We start from the raw sequence: 22,075 nt of genomic DNA on the forward strand, positions 1-22,075 counted from the left end.
GATATTGAGTTGAAAGCAGTCTGAGGAAAATTCGCGTTTTTTGCCTGATACCATATCACAAGGATCCGGCTCAGCGGATCACGCGAATTAAAGATCTTCGATACTGGCGGCAATCTCATTGGATTCCAGCACCGTGATGCCGCCTAATCCGGCGTTAAATGCCTGCTCCTGCAATGCTTTCGCCACCACATCAGAATCAATCGCTTTCCATTTCCCCGGCAGCATTTTAAACAGCGGCGCACTGAGTTGCTCAAGAAGACGCGGCGGATGGCGCTTTCCGACTAATAACGAAGGCCTGACTAATGTCAGCAACGGCCATCCCTGCTGCATCAGCGCCAGCTCCATTTCGCCTTTGGTGCGGTTATAGAGAAAACGCGAACGGGCATCAGCGCCGTTAGCACTCACAGCCAGACAATGGCGTGCGCCCAGTTCGCGTGCCGCTTTGGCGCAATCCACCACCAGATCGTAATCCACCGCCCGGAATGCCTGCGCACTGCCCGCCTGTTTTCGCGTGGTGCCCAGACAGCAGAACAGTAAATCTATCGGCTCATCGAGTGCGACCACCAGTGACGTGAGATTGTCGCCGAGCGGATTAAACAGCTTATTCCCTGGCAGCAGCGGACGACGGCTGGGTGCCACGATGCGGCTGACTCGTGGATCAAGTTGCAACAGACGTAAGAGCTCACGCCCGATCAGGCCACTTCCGCCCAGCAGAAGAACTTTTGCCATATCACTTCCTTTTAAAAAACGGCTTTCGCGCTGCGATTTTGAAACATGGATTCTGAAACACGGGTTCTGAAACATGAAAGCATGAACAGATATTTGAAGTGTTACCTGAATGTAAATCTCACGCTATAAGACAGTTCCTGTTACTTTCGCAGACTCGGACGAATCCAGTTTGATTAGCCCGCCGCTGGCTTGTAGGCTTAGTAGTGTATGACGAAAAACACATTCTCAGCAGGAGGAACCATGAGCAAGAAGATAGCGGTACTCATCACTGATGAATTTGAGGATTCAGAATTCACTTCACCCGCCGAGGCCTATAAAAAGGCTGGCCATCAGGTTATTACCATCGAAAACAAAGCGGGCAACGTGATCAAAGGCAAACAGGGCAAGGCGAAAGTCACCATTGATAAATCGATTGATGATGTCAACGTGGCCGACTTCGATGCGCTGTTGCTACCTGGCGGACATTCGCCGGATACCTTGCGCGGTGACGACAGATTTGTCGATTTCACCCGTGATTTTGCGAAAAGCGGCAAACCCATTTTCGCCATCTGCCACGGCCCGCAGCTACTGATCAGCGCCGATGTTATACGTGGCCGAAAACTCACAACGGTTAAACCGGTAGTCGTCGACGTTAAAAACGCCGGTGCAGAGTTTTACGACAAAGAAGTCGTGGTTGACGATAACACGCTGGTCACCAGCCGGACGCCGGACGATCTGCCCGCCTTCAACCGTGAATCACTGAAAATTCTGGCGGCATAAGCCTTGCGCCCCTTCTGTGGAAGGGGCGATTTCTCTTCAAACTTCCCTGTCCCACAGCAGTTTCTTGCCAAATCCCAGCGCGTTATCGGTCATTTTGATGTGATTCAGTTTCAGTCCCCAGACCGGCGCTTTCATGGCGATGGCGACAGGGAAATGCCTGCAATAAAGATGTCGCGCATGCGCTTCTTCTTCACCGCTAAGCACGGTGGCTTCGCCGCGATACTGAATGCCTTTAATCAGCGCAATGGTTTTCGGATGCGGAGCAATCGTGCCGACTATATGCGGTGATTTCGCCATCAGCGTACCGTGCAAAGTTTTCATTTCGGTCATGAAATACAACGTCATGCTTTCTGTATCCGTGACGTAAAAACAGTTCGCGCTCCACATCTCGCCGTCGGCAACGGCACACAGCGCCAGCACATGCTGTTTATTTAGAAACTTCAGAATATGTTTCAGGTCATCAGGGTTATTCATCACACGCGCCTTATTTTGGTTTATGTCAGTTTACCGCCCCATGTTGATGTTTTGCCTCACTCTGTTGTGCCTTTCAGATAAATAGTGTGCCTTTCAGGTAAACTGACACAAAATTTCCTGACACGCAGAGCTTATGTCCGCCCCATCCAACTGGTTTTTATACATGCTGAGAACCCCGACCGGGATGCTTTACACCGGCATAACGACCGACGTGACACGGCGTTTAGGCCAGCATCAGTGCGGAAAAGGAGCGAAATCGTTGCGTGGAAAAGGTGAGCTGACGCTGGCATTTCATTGTCCGGCTGGCGACCGTTCACTGGCTTCAAAGCTGGAGATTAAAGTCAAAAAACTGAGCAAAGCGCAGAAAGAGTTGCTGGTGAGAAATGCACCGGAATGTCTGGAAAGTTATCTGGGTTTAACGGAAAGCGGGAAATGAAAAAGGCCGGAAACCGGCCTTTGTTTTATCTGAGCAAAAAAGTTGGCCCTGAGATATCAGAAACGATTAAACGCCGACGGGAAAACCACTTCTCCGCTGGCATCTTTCAGTGCGTCGTCTGATAAGGTGAACAACTGGAAAGCCGTTTCCGTTTCCGGCCAGCGGCAATGCAGGTCATACGCAGCAGCCGGTTTGAATCCAAAGCGCTGGTAATACGCCGGATCACCCAATACCACTACGGCGGCATAGCTGAACTCATTCAGGGAATCTAACCCTTCATAAACCAGTTTTTCGCCCAGCCCCTGACCGCGCAGAGATTCATCTACTGCCAGCGGCGCGAGCCCGACCCAGTTGCGGTCTTCACCCCGGATATCGACCGGGCAGAAAGCAACATAACCCACCACACCGCCTTCATCGTCGGTCGCCACAACGCCCAGCGTCAGCAGGCCATCTTCGCGCAGTTCCTGCACCAGATCCGCTTCTGCACCCGTCGGGAATGAGGCGCGTAATAAACGGTCAATGCCCGCAGCATCTACCGGAATTTCAGTACGAATTAACATGGCTCAGCTACCGGAGCTTGCGGCTCACGGCCCTCTTGCAGACCCGCTTCGACAAAATCGGCCAGGCGCAGCAGGCCATTTTTCAGCAGCAGCGGCATAGTATCGAGATCGATAGAATCCATCAGATTCTTCACATACAAGCCCAGTTCGGTATCACCTTCAATACGCAGACGGCGCTGGAAGAACAGCGTGTCCGGATCTTCTTTGCGGGCAGCGATCAGGATCAGATCGTTTGCATTACCGCTGAAGCTGACATCGGCTTCGCCACGTTCAGCGATCACCAGTTTGCTCTCCTGCACTGACATCAGCCAGGTCAGGCTGAGATCGCTGACCTCAATTTTCAACCAGCGGCCTTCAAGGAAATCCAGCTCTCCGTCGGCCAGCGCCTGACGAAGCTGCCAGCTCAGTACCTGTTGCAAAACCTGCCGTTGCAACGCAAAAGGCGTGAATTTCAAAGGCAGACTTAACAGGGATGGTCCCTGACGAACCACACGTGCACGTAGTTTTTGCAACACTGGCACTACTCCTTTCGGTAACTTTTCGGCAAGTTTTAAGGCAGTTATACCGCCTATTTTGACACATTGCCGGGAACGTTCAGCGGTCTACATCAATAAATACTGCTACAGAAAAACATCACGTACAACCTCCCCGGGCGCTGTATGCCTTCCAAAGCCGCAGAAACTGCCTCAAATCAAAATATTGCATCCATTGCTTCTCTAAAATAGTTCGCCAATCAAAGCCCTGACTGATGAATGAATGACGTCGGCAACTGGCTTTTCATCACCCACCAACCTCAGCTCTGGCTGGCCGGTTGCAGTAAGGAACGAGAATGGAGCTACTTTGCCCGGCAGGGAATTTACCTGCATTGAAAGCGGCGATCGATAATGGCGCAGACGCGGTATATATCGGCCTGAAAGATGACACCAATGCACGCCATTTCGCCGGTCTGAATTTCACGGATAAAAAATTGCAGGAAGCCGCGGATTACGTTCACCGTCACCGCCGTAAACTGCATATCGCCATCAATACGTTTGCGCATCCTGATGGCTATCAGCGCTGGGAACGCGCAGTGGATATGGCCGCACAGCTCGGCGCAGATGCACTGATCCTGGCCGATATCGCCATGCTCGATTACGCCGCGAATAAATATCCTCACGTTGAGCGCCATGTGTCGGTGCAGGCATCGGCCACTAACGACGAAGCCATCCGCTTTTATAAACGTAACTTTGATGTCGCCCGCGTTGTTTTGCCGCGCGTGCTTTCGATGCATCAGGTGCGTCAGCTTTCCCGTACCACTGTCGTGCCGCTGGAAGTCTTCGCCTTTGGCAGCTTGTGCATCATGGCCGAAGGCCGCTGCTATCTTTCTTCCTATCTGACCGGTGAATCGCCAAATACCGTGGGTGCCTGTTCACCGGCGCGGTTCGTACGCTGGCAACAAACGGCTCAGGGCATGGAATCGCGTCTGAACGATGTACTGATCGACCGCTATGACGAAGGTGAAAACGCCGGTTATCCGACCCTGTGCAAAGGGCGTTATCTGGTAGATGGTGCGAAATATCATGCGCTGGAAGAACCAACCAGTCTGAATACGCTGGAGTTATTGCCGGAGTTGTTCGCCGCCAATATTGCCTCCGTGAAAATTGAAGGACGTCAGCGCAGCCCGGCGTATGTCAGTCAGGTAGCCCGCGTATGGCGTGCGGCAATCGACCGCTGTATGGCGGATCCGCAAAACTTCAAAACCGATGACGCCTGGATGAAAACGCTGGGCTCCATGTCTGAAGGTACACAAACCACGCTCGGTGCTTATCACCGCAAGTGGCAGTAATCGAAGAGACGATGATGAAATATTCTTTAGGGGCCATTCTTTACTACTGGCCGAAAACGCAGGTTGAAGCGTTTTATCAGGCCGCAGCGGACAGCAGTGCAGATATCATTTATCTCGGTGAAAATGTCTGTACTAAACGCCGTGAGATGAAAGTGAATGACTGGATGGAGGTCGCGCGTCAGCTGGCCGCATCCGGTAAACAGGTGGTGATTTCCACGCTGGCCTTGTTGCAGGCACCGTCTGAACTGAATGAACTGAAACGCTATGTAGAAAACGGCGAGTTTCTGCTGGAAGCTAACGATTTCGGCGCGGTGAACATGGCAGCCGAACGCAATCTGCCGTTTGTCGTCGGTCATGCGCTGAACTGCTACAACGCCGTCACGCTAAAAATCCTGCAAAAACAGGGCATGATGCGCTGGTGTATGCCGGTCGAGCTTTCACGTGACTGGCTGGTCAATCTGCTGAACCAGTGCGATGACCTGGGTATCCGCAATAAGTTTGAAGTGGAAGTGCTGTCGTACGGACATTTACCGCTGGCCTATTCGGCGCGCTGTTTCACGGCTCGTTCTGAAAACCGTGCGAAAGATGAATGCGAAACATGCTGCATCAGTTATCCGCAGGGGCGCAAAATGCTGTCGCAGGAAAATCAGCAGGTGTTCGTGCTCAACGGCATTCAGACGCAGAGCGGCTACTGCTATAACCTCGGCAATGAACTGGTATCAATGCAGGGATTAGTCGATATCGTGCGCCTGTCGCCGGAAACCAAAGATACCCTCGCTACACTGGAAGCGTTCCGTAACAATGAAAGCGGTTTGCTGCCACTGACACTCACCGATAACGCCGACTGTAACGGCTACTGGCAGCGCGTCGCCGGGCTGGAACTGCGCCCCTGACAGCGCCTGTTGCAGTGAAAAGGGAGAAGACCTGGCGGTCATCTCCCTTTTTTTATCACGAATTTCTGTGCTTCGGCCGGAACATCGCTCTGAGCCGGACGCCATCACGCAGCATCCCCACGGCAATGCCGATAAAGGTGTAAAACAGGCACAAGATCAGCAGCATCAGAATATCGCCGCCCACATCTTTAAACGGCAGCCCCATCTGATTCACACCGGCAATAGCTTTGGTCGCCCAGGTTGAAGGCAGCATAGACGAAACGCCCCTGACCCAGGCGGGCATCGCCTGTAACGGCCAGATAGTGCCGGAAATATAAAAAGACCGGTGTGGTGATAAAGGCCAGCGTCAGGTAAATCAGTTCGACGCTACGCAGGCATTCCGTCACCAGTTTCCCGAGCCCCAGCACTGCCAGCAGGAACGGGAAGGTCAGCAGCAAAATTTCAGGAATGCTGGCCGTTTGCCGGTAACCCAGGATCCATGGCCACAGCACAAACAAGACGATCGACAGAAACAGCCAGACCGGGATCAGCGCCGAAATACCGCCCAGAAACGCCGGTATCGCCGGTTTTCCGGAAGGTCCGCTGTTGAGTACAATGCTCACGCGCACGCTGGCGATCAATAATGAGTGCTGCAATAACATCACCAGCAGGCCGGGGAAAATAATCGCCGCAAAGCTGATGCCGGGGTTAAACACATCCAGCGTCTGTCCGACAATCGGCGAAAGCACCACGCTGGCCTGCCGCTCACTGAAGCCGCTGCTCAGCAACAAATCCGTGTTGTATTGCGTGAGAATTGCCTGATACGCCGCCAGCACATCCTGCTGGATCTGCCCGTTCGCCAGCCGGTTAGTCGCATCGCCGTACACCGGGATCACAATGTTCTGCCCTGCGAGGATCTTCTTCTCAAGATCGACCGGCATGATGATCACCGCGAAAAGCTTACGCAGCGCCAGATCGTGTTCGGCCTGCGCCAGGCTGTCGTAAGCCACCGTCGCGACTTTGGAAGTGGCGTCCAGCTGACGAGTCAGCATCCGGCTGGCGGTGCTGTGATCCTGATCGACCACCGCCACCGGCAAATCCCACACCGTGCGGTTCGCATAGACCAGGCTCATCACGCACAATGACAGCAGTAACATCATCCACATTGGCTTGTCGAGCAAACCGGTGAGCACTTTACGGAATGTCGTCCACCAGGTTTTAAACCATTCACGACGGGTCACTGGCCTGCCTCCTGTCGTTTAAGCCGCATGTAGAGGCGTCTGCGCACCAGCAGGCCGGTCAGCAGCGGATAAATGAGCAGGATGAAGCACACCATCAGAATACCGCGCACCGAGACTTCCCGCAGGAAAACGTCAAACATCGCGGCCAGTGCATAGCTGAGCGGCTCAATGCCGGAAATAATGCGCGCTGGCAGCGGCATCGACAGCACCGGTACCGCCATTCCGGAGAAAGTCAGCGCGATACTGACGAAAATCCCCATCATGGTGTAAGCGGTAATGGTGGTTTTGGTGAAGGTGAAAAGTAACAGCCCGAGGCTTTGCGCAGCGATCACATAGAAGAAGCCAATCACCACCATATACAAAGGATTGCCGCTGACGCGGGCGTCAAAGAATCCAACCAGCATCGCGATTTCCACCATCAGTAACGTGGTGAAACACAGCGTATAGGGTGCAAGTTTGCCGAGCAGCGCCAGCGTAAATGACGGCGCACTGAGCAACGCCTGGCTGCGCGCCATCACGTAGATCATGCAGGTCACGGTAAACAGTTGCAGCAGGTGAATCGTCGCGGCGAATTGCTGGTAATAGATGTAACTGCCGCTGGCGTTAAACAGGCTGCCGTAGGATAAATCGACGCTGGCCAGCGATGGCAGCGTTTTGCCGATTTCAGTCGCAATAATCGAACGGTAACTGGTGTTCAGTTCGGTGATCAGCCCGCTGAAATCCTGCGTGGAATACAGACCGGCACCGTAAAACAACGCATTGTAATACAGCACTACGCTCGGCTGTTTTCCAGCCAGTACGTCGGCTTCAAAATCATTGGGAATATACAACAGCGCATAATCCTGCGCGGTACGCAGACGGTATTCCGCTTCCGGTAAACCGCCTTCGAACGCCTGCACATGCGCGTGTGAACCGGCGTCCAGTTTGCGGGTAAGCGTTTTGGATAATGAGCTGTGATCGTTATCGACCACAGACACCGGTAAATCCAGCAATGTGCCTTCGGAAAAGTTGTTGCTGATAAGACCAAACAGAAGCAAAGGGAAAATCCAGCACAGCCAGTGGATCACCGGTTTGCGAAAGGCGTGATTCACTTCACGGGTAAAAGAGCGGCTGAAACAGCGCCATGCGGCTTTTACCCTTTCACTGCGTGGCGCTTTGACCGGCTTCACTTCGCTTTCCATTGCCACAATGCACTCATGCCCTGACGCAGTCCGGGCACCGGTTTCGCAGGGTAAAGACGCACTTCAAAGGTTTTTAAATCGAAGTCACCTGTCGCGCGCGTGGCGCGTTTGGTCGCATAGTCACCGAGCGGCGCGATATAGCGAACTTCGGCTTCGATCAACTGGTTATTCAGCGCGGGAACGCGCATCTGCACTTTGTCGCCTTTGCGCACGCCAGCCAGAATATCTTCACGCAGGTTAAAGACGAAATAGGCGTCTGGCAGACGGACCAATGTCAGCAAAGGACTGTTGGCACTTTCCAGTTCGCCGACTTCTACCGGGATCGGCCCCACTTCACCATCGACCGGCGCTTTAACCTGTAAGTCATCGGTCTGCGCTTTTACTTCCAGCAAGTCTTCTTCCGCCTGACGCAGCTGCGCGGCATAGCTTTCGCGCTGTTCCACGCGGTCGCCGTTTACGCCTTCATCAAGATTGGCTTTAGCGACCAGAACTTGTGCATATGCGCTGTCGCGGGCGCGGCGGGAATCTTCTAAATCAGAAGCTGAAATAAACCCTTTAGCCGCCACTTTGACATTGCGGTTGTAGAGATCGCGGGCGTTCACATATTCTGCCTGAGACTGCGCCAGGGTGGCTTTGAGGTTACGGATACTTTCTTCGCGGGTACCGTTAACCGAGAGATCGAGCTGCGCTTTTGCCTGATCGCGGGCAGCTTCGGCAGCGCGTAATTGCGCCATCATTTCCGGGCTGTCGAGAGTTATCAGCAATTGCCCGGCTTTTACATCGTCACCGCGTTCAACATGACGTTCAATCACGCGGCCTTTCGATTTCGACGCCACAATCACTTCTGGCGCATCGACTTCTCCCTGTAACAGTAAATCCTGATTGTGCGCACGAAACAGCACCGCCAGAGAAACCGCCGCCGCAACCAGCAACAGGGTCAATAATATTCGTTTACTCATCGGTGCTTCATCCTTTTTGTTTGCCTGTGTTTATCATCGGCTTTTGGTTCTCCATTCCATGATTGTCCTTTCCCGCCAACGCCCGTTCTTAAAGGCGCGTGTGCGCTTGTGTCAAATCATAGCGGGATGAACAAAGACTGTTTAACACAAAACAACATATTCATAGAAACTATAATTTAAGTTACTCAAATCGATTTTAAGGATGTTTTAACGGCAATTAAGGGCACAAATGCCGTATTCAATCAGTAGTTATTGGGTAATACTCGTTCTAATTATGAGCGGAGTGAATGCTTTCTCCGCACTTTCCTTTGATGAGTGAGCCGTGATTATGTCTGATAAAAACACCGTTCCCCTTTCCGTGCTCGATCTGGCGCCGGTTCCGCAAGGAGCCGATCCGGCCCGGGCATTCCAGTGTTCCCTTGAACTGGCGCAGCACGCTGAGAAGTGGGGCTACCAGCGTTACTGGATGGCAGAACATCACAACATGACCGGTATCGCCAGTGCAGCGACCTCCGTGCTGCTGGGTTACATCGCGGGCGGAACCAAAACGATCCGCGTAGGTTCCGGCGGTGTGATGCTGCCAAACCACTCCCCGCTGGTGATTGCTGAACAGTTCGGCACGCTCGCCACGCTGTATCCAAATCGTGTAGATCTGGGACTCGGCCGCGCGCCTGGAACAGACCAGCGCACCATGATTGCACTGCGCCGTCATCTTTCCGGTGAAATCGATAACTTCCCGCAGGATGTACAGGAATTGCAGATGTATTTCGGTGACGTTCAGCCGCAGCAGGCCGTACAGGCCGTGCCGGGACAAGGTTTGCATGTGCCACTCTGGTTACTCGGCTCCAGCCTTTACAGCGCGCAACTGGCGGCGGCTCTTGGCCTGCCATTTGCCTTCGCCTCACATTTTGCACCGGACATGCTGTATCAGGCACTGGCGATTTATCGCAGCAAATTCCAGCCTTCCGCTCAGCTTGAGAAGCCACACGCGATGGTGTGCATCAACGCGATTGCCGCAGACACCGATGAAGAAGCGCGCCGGATGTTTACCTCCAATCAGCAGCAGTTCATTAATCTGCGCCGCGGAATGCCGGGTAAACTCCCTGCGCCGGTCGATAACATTGAAAGCCTGTGGTCAGCTCAGGAACGCTTTGGCGTCGATAACGCGCTGCGCATGTCTGTGGTCGGTAACAAAGAAACAGTGCGTCAGGGGCTGCAAAATATCCTGCGTGAAACCGAAGCCGATGAGCTGATGATCAACGGTCAGATTTTTGATCACCAGGCTCGTCTGCATTCGTTCGAAATTGTGTCTCAGTTGCAGGGCGATCTGGTCAAAGAGCAGCGCATCAGCTGACCCTCGTAGTAAATGGCGGACGAAAGTAAATTACAGACGAAAAAAAACCAGCCCGATGAAGGCTGGTTTTTTATTTTCTGACGTTAAGTCATCTGAAGCTCAGCGAGCTGGATTCAGATTATGCGTCAGTAGTACGACGTGGTGCGCGGCTTGGCGGACGACGGTCACCAGCTGCTGAAGAACCTTCACGACGATCACCGCTGAAAGAACGCGGAGCACCGTTACCACGGCCACCTTCACGACGTTCACCGTTGAAAGGACGCGGAGCACCGTTACCACGACGCTCACCGCCAGCACCGGCCGGACGATCACGACGTGGAGCCTGTGGCACTGCATCACCGATCAGCTGCATGTTCATCGGTTTGTTCAGGATACGCGTACGGGTGAAGTGAGACAGGATCTCGCCCGGCATACCTTTAGGCAGTTCGATAGTTGAGTGCGTACCGAACAGCTTGATGTTACCGATGTAACGGCTGCTGATGTCGCCTTCGTTAGCGATAGCGCCAACGATGTGACGAACTTCAACACCATCATCACGACCCACTTCGATGCGATACAGTTCCATTTCGCCAGCGTCACGACGCTCACGACGTGGGCTGTCGCCATCACGTGCAGGACGGTCGTTGCTGCGAGCCGGACGGTCACGACGATCGCCACGGTCGCCACGATCTTCGAATTCACGACGTGGTGGACGGCTTTTGAAGACCGGATCCGCTGCAACGATCAGAGGACGTTCGCCCTGTGCCATTTTCAGCAGTGCCGCAGCCAGTGTTTCGATGTCCAGCTCTTCTGCAGGTTGCAGTTTAGCCAGCAGACCACGGTACTGATCCAGATCGCTGCTTTCCAGTTGCTGCTGAACTTTCGCTGCGAATTTAGCCAGACGACGTTCGCCCAGTACTTCTGCAGTTGGGATTTCAACTTCTGGAATGGTCAGCTTCATGGTGCGTTCAATGTTACGCAGCAGACGACGCTCACGGTTCTCAACGAACAGTAATGCGCGACCCGCACGGCCAGCACGACCGGTACGACCGATACGGTGAACGTAAGATTCTGAGTCCATCGGGATGTCGTAGTTAACAACCAGGCTGATACGTTCTACGTCGAGACCACGTGCTGCCACGTCGGTTGCGATCAGAATGTCCAGACGGCCATCTTTCAGACGTTCCAGAGTCTGCTCACGCAGCGCCTGGTTCATATCACCGTTCAGTGCAGCGCTGCTGTAGCCGCTACGTTCCAGGGCTTCAGCCACTTCCAGGGTCGCGTTTTTGGTACGAACGAAGATAATCGCCGCATCAAAATCTTCTGCTTCAAGGAAACGCACCAGCGCTTCGTTTTTACGCAGACCGTAGACAGACCAGTAGCTCTGGCTGATGTCTGGACGGGTAGTCACGCTTGACTGGATACGTACTTCCTGAGGCTCTTTCATGAAGCGACGGGTAATACGACGGATAGCTTCTGGCATGGTTGCAGAGAACAACGCGGTCTGATGTTCAGCCGGGATCTGCGCCATGATAGTTTCGACGTCTTCGATGAAGCCCATACGCAGCATTTCATCAGCTTCGTCCAGCACCAGGCCGCTCAGGTTTGAGAGGTTCAGGGTACCGCGTTTCAGGTGGTCCAGCAGACGGCCCGGGGTACCCACAACAACTTGTGGTCCCTGACGCAGTGCGCGCAGCTGAACGTCATAGCGCTGGCCGCCGTAAAGGGCAACCACATTCACGCCATGCATATGTTTAGAGAAATCAGTCATTGCTTCAGCAACCTGAACCGCCAGTTCGCGGGTCGGTGCCAGAACAAGAATTTGTGGTGCTTTCAGTGAAGCATCAATGTTATGCAACAGCGGTAAGGAGAATGCAGCTGTTTTACCGGAACCTGTCTGAGCCATGCCCAGAACGTCGCGGCCATTTAACAGGTGAGGAATACACTCAGCCTGGATTGGTGAAGGTTTTTCATAGCCCAAATCAGTCAGGGCAGAAATGATCGGAGCAGACAGCCCCAGGTCAGCAAAAGAGGTTTCAAGCTCAGTAGTCATGTACACGTGCCTCATTAATAATGGCAGCCAGTCTACATAACTCGTCGAGAAAATTTTCAGTCATTTTCATTGAAAAGTGTGAACCGGCTCAAATTAGATTATAAAACGAACAAAGCAACCCTCGCCCGTTAAGGCGCTTAAAAATGGTAAATACCATGATTAAAAAGGCTGATTGGTGTCGTCAGCTATTGCTGGTCCGATTCTGATAGGTCGTCTTGCTCATGGCCCAAAAGCGCCAATTCCAACAATGCATAGCGGTGCTCAACGAAGTTATGGACGTTGTTAGCTACCGTCAGTTTGAACAGTGCCGCGGCGCTGTTCTTGTCCCCCAGACTTAGGTAATGCTTACCTAAATAGAAGTCAGTTTCACTGAGATGCTCAGCGAGCGAAGTGTTATCCGTTGCTTCTGCCTTGAGGCGTTCCATCAGCGTAGATTCGCTGATTTTGCCCAGGTAGAATTCGACGATATTCCATCCCCATTGCCCTCTGTCCGCTTTGTCATAACGCTCCTGGAGCGCTACTTCGGCATTCTTCGGATTGATTTCTCGCTCCGCAAGATAAAGCCATAACGAACGGAAGGGATCATTTGGATCGTCTCGATAAAACGCCTGCAGATCATCCTGCGCTAACGAGAATCGGCCACCGTAATACAGGGCGATACCTCGGTTCAAACGCGCGTAGTTGTAAGTTGGATCAAGCTCTAGTACAGAATCAAACGCTTCATAGGCAGCATCGAAATTGCCTGCCTGCGTTAGGTAAATCCCCAGGTAGTTAAAAACTTCTGGCATATCAGGACGAATAGACAGCGCTTGTGAAAAATCATTTCGCGCCAGTGCTCTTAGCCCGAGACTATCATACAGCACACCGCGCTCATATAATAGCTGTGCTCTCTCATCATCGGTTAATGACCGGCTGGCAAGTATTTGTTCCATGCGTGCCAGGATGACTTCCTGCTGCAACGTCGGCTGCAACGGAATCGCCAGAACTTCGTTTTTACGCCAATCATGGTTGCTGCATCCTGCCAACATAAGTGCTGTCGCAACATAACACCAGCGCAAGAAAGGCTTCATTTCTACTCCCGGAGACAAACATTGGATGAACATCCTGTCATCCGCTTGCTTAACACAAACGCGTCCTGCGTCCGTGAGACGAACAGCTCCTCCCCATGTGGAAAGGAGCTGTAAAACTTCTGTTACAGATTATTCTGCTGCAGGTTGCTCAGTTGTTTCGTCCTGAGTAGGTGCGGTAGCTTCTTTGATGCTCAGACGCACACGACCCTGACGGTCAACTTCGAGAACTTTAACCGGAACTTCCTGACCCATCTGCAGGTAATCAGTCACTTTCTCTACACGCTTGTCAGCGATTTGAGAGATGTGTACCAGACCTTCTTTACCGCCGCCGATGGCAACAAACGCACCAAAGTCTACGATACGGGTCACTTTACCCTGATAGATACGGCCAACTTCGATTTCAGCAGTGATCTCTTCGATACGACGGATAGCATATTTAGCTTTCTCGCCATCGGTAGCTGCGATTTTCACAGTACCGTCATCTTCGATTTCGATAGTGGTGCCGGTTTCTTCAGTCAGAGCACGGATCACAGAACCACCTTTACCGATCACGTCCTTGATTTTGTCCGGACTGATCTTGATGGTGTGAATACGTGGAGCAAACTGAGAGATATCGCCACGTGGTGTGCTGATAGCCTGTTCCATCACGCCCAGAATGTGCAGACGCGCACCCTTAGCCTGGTTCAGAGCCACCTGCATGATTTCGCGGGTGATACCTTCGATTTTAATGTCCATCTGCAGCGCGGTGATACCGTCGCGGCTACCGGCCACTTTAAAGTCCATGTCGCCCAGGTGATCTTCGTCACCCAGAATGTCGGACAGAACGATAAAGCTTTCGCCTTCTTTAACCAGACCCATTGCGATACCCGCAACAGCGGCTTTAATCGGCACGCCTGCATCCATCAGGGCCAGAGATGCGCCACAAACGGAAGCCATTGAAGATGAACCGTTAGATTCAGTGATTTCAGATACCACACGTACGGTGTACGGGAAGTCTTCTGGTTTTGGCATCATCGCCAGTACGCCACGTTTAGCAAGACGGCCATGACCAATCTCACGACGTTTTGGCGAACCTACCATACCGGTCTCACCGACAGAGTACGGAGGGAAGTTGTAGTGGAACAGGAAGCTGTCAGTTTTCTCGCCCATCAGCTCATCCAGGTTCTGTGCATCGCGGGCAGTACCCAGTGTTGCAGTAACCAGTGCCTGAGTTTCACCACGGGTGAACAGCGCTGAACCGTGAGTACGTGGCAGAACACCAGTACGCACATCCAGACCACGGATCATGTCTTTTTCGCGGCCATCGATACGTGGCTCGCCACGCAGAACACGGCTACGAACCACGTTCTTCTCGATGCTGCCCAGAATGTCAGAGATTTCGCCAGCGTCCAGAGTGTCGTCTTCAGCTTGCAGAGCCTGAACAACGTCAGATTTGATGACGTTAATCTGGTTGTAACGCTCTTGTTTCTCGGTGATCAGGTACGCATCACCCAGACGGGATTCAGACAGTGCAGCCACGCGAGCGTGCAGCTCAGCGTTAACCACTTCAGGCTGCCAGTCCCATTTTGGCTTACCGGCTTCAGCAACCAGTGAGTTGATGTTGTCGATAACGATTTGTTGTTGTTCGTGGCCGAATACGACCGCGCCCAGCATCTGATCTTCGCTCAGCACTTCAGCTTCAGATTCAACCATCAGAACCGCGCCCTGAGTACCGGCAACAACCAAGTCCAGACGGCTTGTTTTCAGCTCATCTGCGGTTGGGTTCAGAACGTACTGGTCGTTGATGTAACCAACGCGTGCAGCACCGATTGGGCCGTTGAATGGAATACCAGACAGGCTCAGGGCAGCAGACGCACCGATCATCGCAACGATGTCAGGGTTAACTTGTGGGTTCAGGGAAACCACAGTCGCGATAACCTGAACTTCATTCAGGAAGGAGTCCGGGAACAGAGGACGAATCGGACGGTCAATCAGACGTGAAGTCAGAGTTTCGCCTTCGCTTGGACGGCCTTCACGACGGAAGAAGCTACCCGGAATACGACCAGCAGCGTAAGTACGCTCCTGATAGTTAACAGTCAGCGGGAAGAAGCTCTGACCTGGTTTAGCTTTTTTCTGGCCAACAACGGTAACGAATACCGCAGTGTCGTCCATGCTAACCATAACAGCGGCAGTTGCCTGACGAGCCATCATGCCGGTTTCCAGCGTAACGGTGTGCTGGCCGTATTGGAATTTACGAATAGTCGGATTAAGCAATGTAATGTCCTTTTGTATGACGCGCAGCTGTTATGACAGCAGTTCACGCCGATCAATATCCGAGCTTCTCACTACATTCTCGCGACTAATGACAATCCTTATATACCTGGCAATGTGGTAATAAAGTCTCTCATTAGCCGCGCGAAAACATCTGTAACGGAAGTTCATGTACTTAGAATAACAACAGAAACAGCAGCCATACAGTACCCTGATTTGGCGTTGCTTCCTAGAATAAAGGGGCCTATTGGCCCCTTTACACTGAAACTCGCTTGATTAGCGACGCAGACCCAGACGTTCGATCAGGCTGGTGTAACGTGCTACATCTTTACGCTTCAGGTAGTCCAGCAGTTTACGACGCTGAGAAACCATACGCAGCAGACCACGACGGCTGTGGTGATCTTTTTTGTGCTCTGCAAAGTGACCTTGCAGATGGTTAATTTGAGCAGTCAGCAGAGCAACCTGAACTTCGGTAGAACCACTGTCGTTAGTGCCACGACCGAAGTCGGAAACGATTTGAGCTTTAGCTTCAACGCTTAGAGACATAATCTTACTCCAAAATATTATAGATAATTAAACGGGTGCCGATCTCTAATTCAGCAACCCAATGCATAAGCTGCGCTATTCTACCCTTTGCTATATGTGATCGCAAGGTGAGCAGAAAGCGCTTAATCCGTGTATTCGACGACCAGACGACGCGGCGCAATGCGGCCGTCATCATCAATTTCGCCCACACCGATAAACTTACGTTCTTCGCCTTCAGTGATGCGAACCATGCCACTGACCGGTGCGCCAGATGCCTGAACAGGTTGGCCCTGTTTAACATATCCGGCGACGACAGGGAGCAGGTTCACTTCCGGGAAGTCTTCACACGCGCTGTCCATAGGCAACAACAAAGGATCCAGCAGTAAGCGTGGCTCTATGCCCTGCTCTTCTGCCTGAGCGATCAGTTCATGGAGTTTTTCCATGGTGACCATACGCTCTGAAGGATAGGTTGCGACCTGCAAACGACGCAAATAAGTCACGTGCGCACCACAGCCCAATTTTTCGCCCAGATCATCCACAATCGTGCGGATATATGTGCCTTTGGAACAGTGGATTTCTAATTCAACCTCGAAGCTTTCCCAGCGGATGAAATTGAGTTCATACACGGTGATGCTGCGGGATTCTCGCGGAACTTCGATGCCCTGACGTGCGTACTCGTACAGTTTTTTCCCTTCATATTTCAATGCAGAATACATGGAAGGGATTTGCCGGGTTTCCCCGCGAAAACTGTCGAGAGCGTCGTCCAGTTGCTGCTGAGTGAAGGCCATTTCACGTTCAGAAATGATGGCACCTTCAGCATCTGACGTATCCGTGCGTTGTCCCATACGGGCAATCACGCGATAACGTTTGTCAGAATCGAGCAGGAAACGGGAAAACTTGGTCGCTTCGCCTAAGCACAGCGGCAACATGCCAGTGGCTAAAGGATCGAGCGCGCCGGTATGTCCTGCCCGGTTAGCGTTATAAAGGCGTTTAACCTTTTGCAGGGCATCGTTAGAAGACAAGCCTAAAGATTTGTCCAGTAGCAGAACACCGTGTATATCACGGCCGCGGCGGCGTGGGCGACTCATTATACTTCCTCGTCATCGCCTGCAGCTGAACGGCGTTCAGCATCGTTCTTCACGACGTTGGTCACCAGATTGGACATACGCATACCTTCAACCAAAGAGTTGTCGTAAGCGAAAGTCAGTTCTGGTACGACACGCAAACGCATCGCTTTACCGATCAGCGTACGGATGAAACCTGACGCGTCCTGCAAAGCTTTGATGCCATTCTTCACACGATCAGGATCGTGATTGTCAGTCGTCAGCACGTCCAGGAAGGTCACGAACACTTTGGCATAGGCCAGGTCACGTGAAACTTCAACGCCTGAAACGGTCGCCATGCCTACGCGCGGGTCTTTGACTTCACGCTGTAAGATGATGGCGATTTCTTTTTGCATCTCCTGAGAGACGCGCTGAGTACGGCTAAATTCTTTTGCCATGATGCTTTTCTCCTCACTTGCTCCAGACAAATAAGGGGGCGCAAGGCCCCCCATCTGGATATCAGCTACTTCGCAAACGTTAAGCGATAGTACGTTTGATCTCGATGATTTCGAAGACTTCGATCACATCGCCAGTACGCACATCGTTGTAGTTCTTAACGCCGATACCACATTCCATGCCGTTACGAACTTCAGCAACGTCATCTTTGAAGCGACGCAGGGATTCCAGTTCGCCTTCGTAGATCACTACGTTTTCACGCAGTACACGGATTGGGTTGTTACGCTTGATCATACCCTCAGTCACCATACAACCTGCAATAGCGCCGAATTTCGGTGACTTGAACACGTCACGAACTTCAGCCAGGCCGATGATTTGCTGTTTGTATTCTGGCGCCAACATACCGCTCATCGCCTGTTTAACTTCGTCAATCAGGTTATAGATAACGGAATAGTAACGCAGATCCAGGCTTTCGCTTTCTACGACACGGCGGGCAGAAGCATCTGCACGGACGTTGAAGCCCAGGATGATCGCGTTGGAAGCAGCGGCCAGTGTTGCGTCAGTCTCGGTGATACCACCGACACCCATACCGACGATTTTAACTTTAACTTCGTCAGTAGACAGATTCTGCAACGCATCGGAAATCGCTTCGCAAGAACCCTGAACGTCAGATTTCAGAACGATGTTCAGTTCAGAAACTTCGCCTTCAGTCATGTTCGCGAACATGTTTTCCAGTTTAGATTTCTGCTGACGAGCCAGTTTCACTTCGCGGAATTTACCCTGACGATACAGAGCAACTTCACGCGCTTTCTTCTCGTCACGAACAACAGTCACTTCATCACCCGCAGCCGGAACGCTGGACAGACCCAGAACTTCGACAGGAATAGAAGGACCCGCAGACGTAATGTCACGACCCATTTCGTCACGCATCGCACGGACACGGCCGTATTCGAAGCCACAAAGAATGATGTCGCCTTTGTTCAGAGTACCTTCCTGAACCAGAACGGTTGCAACCGGGCCACGACCTTTGTCCAGGAAGGACTCGATCACAACGCCGCTTGCCATGCCGGTGCGAACTGCTTTCAGTTCCAGAACTTCGGCTTGCAGCAAGATAGCTTGCAGCAAATCGTCGATACCGGTACCCACTTTCGCAGACACATGGATGAACTGAGATTCACCGCCCCACTCTTCTGGCATAACGCCATACTGAGAGAGTTCGGTACGAACGCGGTCCGGATCAGAGTCTGGCTTATCAATTTTGTTCACTGCAACCACGATTGGCACGCCAGCAGCTTTCGCATGCTGTACGGCTTCGATGGTTTGTGGCATTACGCCATCATCTGCAGAAACAACCAGTACAACGATATCCGTTGCCTGAGCACCACGAGCACGCATTGAAGTAAACGCGGCGTGTCCCGGAGTATCCAGGAAGGTGATCATGCCGTTTTCGGTTTCTACGTGGTAAGCACCGATATGCTGGGTAATACCACCGGCCTCGCCTGCTGCCACTTTCGTTGAACGAATGTAGTCAAGCAATGAGGTTTTACCGTGGTCAACGTGGCCCATGATGGTCACAACCGGAGCACGTGGCTCAGCGGCAGCAGAAGAAGCGGTATCACGATCGCTCATCAGCGCTTCTTCCAGCTCATTCTCACGACGCAGGATAACTTTGTGGCCCATTTCTTCCGCAACCAGCTGAGCAGTTTCCTGATCAATAACCTGGTTGATGGTGGCCATGGCGCCCAGTTTCATCATGGTTTTGATGACCTGAGAACCTTTAACTGCCATTTTATTTGCCAGCTCAGCAACAGTAATGGTTTCACCCACTACAACATCACGGTTAACGGCAACAACAGGCTTGTTAAAGCTCTGCTGTAAGGTACTTGGCTTACGCTTACCTTTACCGTTACGGCCAACAGCACGGGCTTCTTCGCGATCCGCTTTAGATTCGGACAGCTTGTTGCCTTTTTTCTGTTTGGTCGCTTTGCCACCGCGAGTACGGCTACGACGTTCGCCTTCAACTTTGGCGTCATTTTCGTCTTCAGCAGCACGAGCATGGGTAGAAGTGGTGACATGGTAGTCAGCAGATTCTGATTCGCTTGGTGCGGTAGCTTCAGTCCAGACACCAGAGTCAGCCATTTTACGGGCTTCTTCTGCGATGCGCTTGGCGTTTTCTTCAATCTTACGCTGGGCTTCTTCTTCCGTTTTGCGTTTCAGCTCTGCGGCTTCAGCTTCACGGCGTGCTTTCTCTGCCTGAGCTGGTTTAGTTACTTCATCGGTATTTTGGTTGGTCACTTTATCTTTTTCCGCTGCATCACGCTTAGCTTTATCAGCGGCCTCACGTTTAGCTTGCTCTTCGGCGGCGCGTTTGGCTTTTTCCTGAGCTTCGCGCTGGGCTTGCTCCGCTGCTGCACGCTGTGCCTGTTCTTCCGCGTCACGCTTCGCCTGCTCTTCCGCTTCGGCCTGGGCAACTTCTGCCTCGGTCATATCACGTTTAACATAAGTGCGTTTCTTGCGGACCTCGATTTGCACCGATTTACTCTTCCCGCCGGTGCTCGGAATATTCAGTGTACTACGCGTTTTGCGTTGTAACGTCAGTTTGTTTGTCGCACCGGCATTTCCGCCATTCAGGTGCGCCAATAAAGTCTCTTTTTCTTGCTGGGTCACAGAGTCAGTTTCGGACTTTGAGATCCCTGCATCAGCAAATTGCTGTACCAGGCGATCTACCGGAGTCTGAATCTCTGCCGCCAGCGCTTTTACAGTTACATCTGTCATGCTGTTCCTTCCTGCTACAGTTTATTACGCGTTGTCGCCAAACCAGCAGATATTGCGCGCGGCCATGATAAGTTCACCAGCCTGCTCGTCACTAAGACCTTCAATATCAGCCAGATCGTCGACACCCTGCTCGGCAAGATCTTCCAGCGTACAAACCCCTTGTGCAGCCAGTTTAAATGCCATGCTACGTTCCAGACCCGCCAGGTTAAGCAGATCGTCAGCAGGCTTTTTGTCACCGAGACTTTCTTCCTGAGCTAAAGCCAGTGTGGTCAGCGCTTCTTTTGCACGTTCGCGCAGCGCATCCACGGTGTCTTCATCCAGGCCGTCAATTTCAAGCAGCTCGTTGACTGGCACATAAGCCAGTTCTTCAAGCGTTGAGAAACCTTCTTCTACCAGAACCGTGGCGAAATCTTCATCGATGGCCAGGTATTTGGTGAAGGTATCAATCGCAGCGTGTGCCTCAGCCTGATGTTTGGCTTGCAGGTCGTCTGCTGTCATCACGTTCAGTTCCCACTTGTCATCACCACGATGCTGTTTCAACAATTGGGAGGCCAAACGCACGTTCTGGCCATTACGGCCAATCGCCTGTGCCAGATTGCTGGCTTCAACGGCGATATCCATGGTGCATTTATCTTCATCAACCACGATGGAAGCGACATCTGCCGGTGCCATTGCGTTGATAACGAATTGCGCAGGATTATCATCCCAAAGGATGATATCGATACGTTCACCGCCCAGTTCACTGGAAACAGCCTGAACGCGTGCACCACGCATGCCGACACAAGCACCGACCGGGTCGATACGTTTGTCGTTGGTTTTTACTGCAATTTTCGCACGGGAGCCAGGATCACGGGCTGCCGCTTTAATCTCAATCAGCTCTTCGCCAATTTCCGGCACTTCGATGCGGAACAGCTCAATCAGCATCTCGTTACGTGAACGGCTGACAAACAGCTGGGCACCGCGTGCTTCAGGGCGCACATCATACAGAACGCCACGAATACGGTCGCCGGAGCGGAAGTTTTCACGCGGAAGCATGTCTTCACGCAGAATAACGGCTTCAGCGTTGCTGCCTAAATCCAGAGCGATGCTGTCACGGTTAACTTTCTTAACCACGCCGGTGACGATCTCACCTTGCTGCTCACGGAATTGATCAACCACCATCGCGCGCTCTGCTTCACGTACCTTCTGTACGATAACTTGCTTGGCCGTTTGCGTGGTGATGCGGTCAAATGTGACCGACTCGATTTGATCTTCAATATATCCGCCGAGGTCGATGGACGGATCTTCGTATTGTGCAGCTTCGAGGGTGATTTCGCGGGTCGGCTGAGTCACTTCGTTGACTGCCACCCAGCGACGGAAGGTATCGAAGTCACCTGTTTTGCGGTCAATACTGACGCGGACTTCGATTTCCTGCTCGTATTTTTTCTTGGTCGCCGTTGATAATGCAATTTCCAGCGCTTCAAAAATCTTCTCGCGCGGGAGGGATTTTTCATTAGAAACTGCTTCTACAACAGCCAGAATCTCTTTGTTCATC

Annotated in this window: 20 protein-coding genes and 1 pseudogene; 5 read left to right on the top strand and 16 right to left on the bottom strand. The window is 52.3% G+C overall.

The window, feature by feature from the left end; genetic code table 11:
• Positions 1–87: 87 nt before the first annotated feature.
• Positions 88–729 carry a hypothetical protein gene (locus UC15_RS01355; RefSeq protein WP_112286840.1) on the bottom strand — a complete coding sequence of 214 codons (642 nt, stop codon included), beginning with the start codon at positions 727–729 and terminating at the stop codon, positions 88–90.
• A gap of 240 nt (positions 730–969) precedes the next feature.
• Here UC15_RS01355 and UC15_RS01360 point away from each other — a divergent pair, with 240 nt between their 5' ends.
• The gene (locus tag UC15_RS01360; protein WP_112286776.1) at positions 970–1,488 is read left to right on the top strand and encodes a type 1 glutamine amidotransferase domain-containing protein; all 519 of its coding nucleotides are present in this window, start codon (positions 970–972) and stop codon (positions 1,486–1,488) included.
• Between the two features lie 36 nt (positions 1,489–1,524).
• On the opposite strand, the gene UC15_RS01365 is transcribed toward UC15_RS01360, so the two are convergent.
• Positions 1,525–1,962 carry a YhbP family protein gene (locus UC15_RS01365; protein ID WP_112286777.1) on the bottom strand — a complete coding sequence of 146 codons (438 nt, stop codon included), beginning with the start codon at positions 1,960–1,962 and terminating at the stop codon, positions 1,525–1,527.
• 133 nt (positions 1,963–2,095) lie between these two features.
• On the opposite strand from UC15_RS01365, the gene UC15_RS01370 reads away from it, so the two are divergent.
• Complete coding sequence (locus UC15_RS01370; RefSeq protein WP_112286778.1) at positions 2,096–2,398, top strand: GIY-YIG nuclease family protein; 303 nt, start codon at positions 2,096–2,098, stop codon at positions 2,396–2,398.
• 56 nt (positions 2,399–2,454) lie between these two features.
• On the opposite strand, the gene UC15_RS01375 is transcribed toward UC15_RS01370, so the two are convergent.
• Together UC15_RS01375 and UC15_RS01380 are read right to left on the bottom strand one after the other, a co-directional pair.
• A complete protein-coding gene (locus UC15_RS01375) occupies positions 2,455–2,958 on the bottom strand; it encodes a GNAT family N-acetyltransferase (RefSeq protein WP_112286779.1) in 504 nt (167 codons plus the stop codon).
• A complete protein-coding gene (locus UC15_RS01380; RefSeq protein ID WP_112286780.1) occupies positions 2,952–3,473 on the bottom strand; it encodes an SCP2 domain-containing protein in 522 nt (173 codons plus the stop codon). Before UC15_RS01380 ends, UC15_RS01375 begins: the two co-directional genes overlap by 7 nt.
• 314 nt (positions 3,474–3,787) lie before the next feature.
• Between UC15_RS01380 and UC15_RS01385 the strand changes: the two genes are divergently transcribed.
• Positions 3,788–4,783 carry a peptidase U32 family protein gene (locus UC15_RS01385; protein WP_112286781.1) on the top strand — a complete coding sequence of 332 codons (996 nt, stop codon included), beginning with the start codon at positions 3,788–3,790 and terminating at the stop codon, positions 4,781–4,783.
• 14 nt (positions 4,784–4,797) lie between these two features.
• Positions 4,798–5,676 carry a U32 family peptidase gene (locus UC15_RS01390; protein ID WP_112286782.1) on the top strand — a complete coding sequence of 293 codons (879 nt, stop codon included), beginning with the start codon at positions 4,798–4,800 and terminating at the stop codon, positions 5,674–5,676.
• A gap of 55 nt (positions 5,677–5,731) precedes the next feature.
• Here UC15_RS01390 and UC15_RS01395 read toward each other — a convergent pair.
• The 3 genes and pseudogenes from UC15_RS01395 to UC15_RS01405 all read right to left on the bottom strand — a co-directional run bounded on the left by UC15_RS01395 (position 5,732) and on the right by UC15_RS01405 (position 9,036).
• A pseudogene (locus UC15_RS01395) lies at positions 5,732–6,821 on the bottom strand (ABC transporter permease).
• A gap of 71 nt (positions 6,822–6,892) precedes the next feature.
• Positions 6,893–8,077, bottom strand: a complete 1,185-nt coding sequence (locus tag UC15_RS01400; protein WP_198659649.1) for an ABC transporter permease — start codon at positions 8,075–8,077, stop codon at positions 6,893–6,895.
• Complete coding sequence (locus tag UC15_RS01405; protein ID WP_112286783.1) at positions 8,062–9,036, bottom strand: HlyD family secretion protein; 975 nt, start codon at positions 9,034–9,036, stop codon at positions 8,062–8,064. Before UC15_RS01405 ends, UC15_RS01400 begins: the two co-directional genes overlap by 16 nt.
• A 328-nt stretch (positions 9,037–9,364) precedes the next feature.
• Between UC15_RS01405 and UC15_RS01410 the strand changes: the two genes are divergently transcribed.
• Positions 9,365–10,390 carry a luciferase-like monooxygenase gene (locus UC15_RS01410; protein WP_112286784.1) on the top strand — a complete coding sequence of 342 codons (1,026 nt, stop codon included), beginning with the start codon at positions 9,365–9,367 and terminating at the stop codon, positions 10,388–10,390.
• Between the two features lie 118 nt (positions 10,391–10,508).
• On the opposite strand, the gene UC15_RS01415 is transcribed toward UC15_RS01410, so the two are convergent.
• From UC15_RS01415 to nusA, 9 genes are all read right to left on the bottom strand, one after another.
• A complete protein-coding gene (locus UC15_RS01415) occupies positions 10,509–12,422 on the bottom strand; it encodes a DEAD/DEAH family ATP-dependent RNA helicase (RefSeq protein WP_112286785.1) in 1,914 nt (637 codons plus the stop codon).
• On the bottom strand, positions 12,412–12,492 hold the full coding sequence (gene yrbN / locus UC15_RS26225) for a protein YrbN (RefSeq protein WP_096335046.1): 81 nt from the start codon (positions 12,490–12,492) through the stop codon (positions 12,412–12,414). Before yrbN ends, UC15_RS01415 begins: the two co-directional genes overlap by 11 nt.
• Positions 12,493–12,607: 115 nt before the next feature.
• The gene (gene nlpI, locus UC15_RS01425; RefSeq protein WP_112286786.1) at positions 12,608–13,492 is read right to left on the bottom strand and encodes a lipoprotein NlpI; all 885 of its coding nucleotides are present in this window, start codon (positions 13,490–13,492) and stop codon (positions 12,608–12,610) included.
• Positions 13,493–13,621: 129 nt separating this feature from the next.
• Entirely contained in the window at positions 13,622–15,745 is a 2,124-nt protein-coding gene (gene pnp / locus UC15_RS01430; RefSeq protein WP_112286787.1) for a polyribonucleotide nucleotidyltransferase, read from the bottom strand.
• Between the two features lie 273 nt (positions 15,746–16,018).
• Positions 16,019–16,288, bottom strand: coding sequence for a 30S ribosomal protein S15 (gene rpsO / locus UC15_RS01435; RefSeq protein WP_014333706.1), 270 nt, complete (start codon positions 16,286–16,288; stop codon positions 16,019–16,021).
• A 122-nt stretch (positions 16,289–16,410) separates the two neighbouring features.
• The gene (gene truB, locus UC15_RS01440; RefSeq protein ID WP_112286788.1) at positions 16,411–17,355 is read right to left on the bottom strand and encodes a tRNA pseudouridine(55) synthase TruB; all 945 of its coding nucleotides are present in this window, start codon (positions 17,353–17,355) and stop codon (positions 16,411–16,413) included.
• A complete protein-coding gene (gene rbfA / locus UC15_RS01445; protein ID WP_101078324.1) occupies positions 17,355–17,768 on the bottom strand; it encodes a 30S ribosome-binding factor RbfA in 414 nt (137 codons plus the stop codon). The genes truB and rbfA overlap by 1 nt, the downstream gene beginning before the upstream one ends.
• Positions 17,769–17,847: 79 nt before the next feature.
• Positions 17,848–20,541 carry a translation initiation factor IF-2 gene (gene infB / locus UC15_RS01450; RefSeq protein ID WP_112286789.1) on the bottom strand — a complete coding sequence of 898 codons (2,694 nt, stop codon included), beginning with the start codon at positions 20,539–20,541 and terminating at the stop codon, positions 17,848–17,850.
• Positions 20,542–20,565: 24 nt separating this feature from the next.
• Positions 20,566–22,074, bottom strand: coding sequence for a transcription termination factor NusA (gene nusA / locus UC15_RS01455; protein ID WP_112286790.1), 1,509 nt, complete (start codon positions 22,072–22,074; stop codon positions 20,566–20,568).
• Between the last annotated feature and the right edge of the window lies 1 nt (position 22,075).

It is taken from the genome of Rahnella sp. AN3-3W3 (genome assembly GCF_003263545.1).
Lineage (GTDB): Bacteria > Pseudomonadota > Gammaproteobacteria > Enterobacterales > Enterobacteriaceae > Rahnella > Rahnella variigena.

What these genes read in the sequence shown, in the direction of transcription:
- yrbN (WP_096335046.1), bottom strand. Translation starts at nt 12,492, where the DNA reads ATGAAAATGACTGAAAATTTTCTCGACGAGTTATGTAGACTGGCTGCC.
- rpsO (WP_014333706.1), bottom strand. Translation starts at nt 16,288, where the DNA reads ATGTCTCTAAGCGTTGAAGCTAAAGCTCAAATCGTTTCCGACTTCGGT.
- rbfA (WP_101078324.1), bottom strand. Translation starts at nt 17,768, where the DNA reads ATGGCAAAAGAATTTAGCCGTACTCAGCGCGTCTCTCAGGAGATGCAA.
- UC15_RS01370 (WP_112286778.1), top strand. Translation starts at nt 2,096, where the DNA reads ATGTCCGCCCCATCCAACTGGTTTTTATACATGCTGAGAACCCCGACC.
- nusA (WP_112286790.1), bottom strand. Translation starts at nt 22,074, where the DNA reads ATGAACAAAGAGATTCTGGCTGTTGTAGAAGCAGTTTCTAATGAAAAA.
- truB (WP_112286788.1), bottom strand. Translation starts at nt 17,355, where the DNA reads ATGAGTCGCCCACGCCGCCGCGGCCGTGATATACACGGTGTTCTGCTA.
- UC15_RS01410 (WP_112286784.1), top strand. Translation starts at nt 9,365, where the DNA reads ATGTCTGATAAAAACACCGTTCCCCTTTCCGTGCTCGATCTGGCGCCG.
- UC15_RS01390 (WP_112286782.1), top strand. Translation starts at nt 4,798, where the DNA reads ATGAAATATTCTTTAGGGGCCATTCTTTACTACTGGCCGAAAACGCAG.
- UC15_RS01415 (WP_112286785.1), bottom strand. Translation starts at nt 12,422, where the DNA reads ATGACTACTGAGCTTGAAACCTCTTTTGCTGACCTGGGGCTGTCTGCT.
- UC15_RS01405 (WP_112286783.1), bottom strand. Translation starts at nt 9,036, where the DNA reads ATGAGTAAACGAATATTATTGACCCTGTTGCTGGTTGCGGCGGCGGTT.
- nlpI (WP_112286786.1), bottom strand. Translation starts at nt 13,492, where the DNA reads ATGAAGCCTTTCTTGCGCTGGTGTTATGTTGCGACAGCACTTATGTTG.
- infB (WP_112286789.1), bottom strand. Translation starts at nt 20,541, where the DNA reads ATGACAGATGTAACTGTAAAAGCGCTGGCGGCAGAGATTCAGACTCCG.
- UC15_RS01355 (WP_112286840.1), bottom strand. Translation starts at nt 729, where the DNA reads ATGGCAAAAGTTCTTCTGCTGGGCGGAAGTGGCCTGATCGGGCGTGAG.
- UC15_RS01400 (WP_198659649.1), bottom strand. Translation starts at nt 8,077, where the DNA reads ATGGAAAGCGAAGTGAAGCCGGTCAAAGCGCCACGCAGTGAAAGGGTA.
- UC15_RS01385 (WP_112286781.1), top strand. Translation starts at nt 3,788, where the DNA reads ATGGAGCTACTTTGCCCGGCAGGGAATTTACCTGCATTGAAAGCGGCG.
- UC15_RS01375 (WP_112286779.1), bottom strand. Translation starts at nt 2,958, where the DNA reads ATGTTAATTCGTACTGAAATTCCGGTAGATGCTGCGGGCATTGACCGT.
- UC15_RS01365 (WP_112286777.1), bottom strand. Translation starts at nt 1,962, where the DNA reads ATGAATAACCCTGATGACCTGAAACATATTCTGAAGTTTCTAAATAAA.
- UC15_RS01360 (WP_112286776.1), top strand. Translation starts at nt 970, where the DNA reads ATGAGCAAGAAGATAGCGGTACTCATCACTGATGAATTTGAGGATTCA.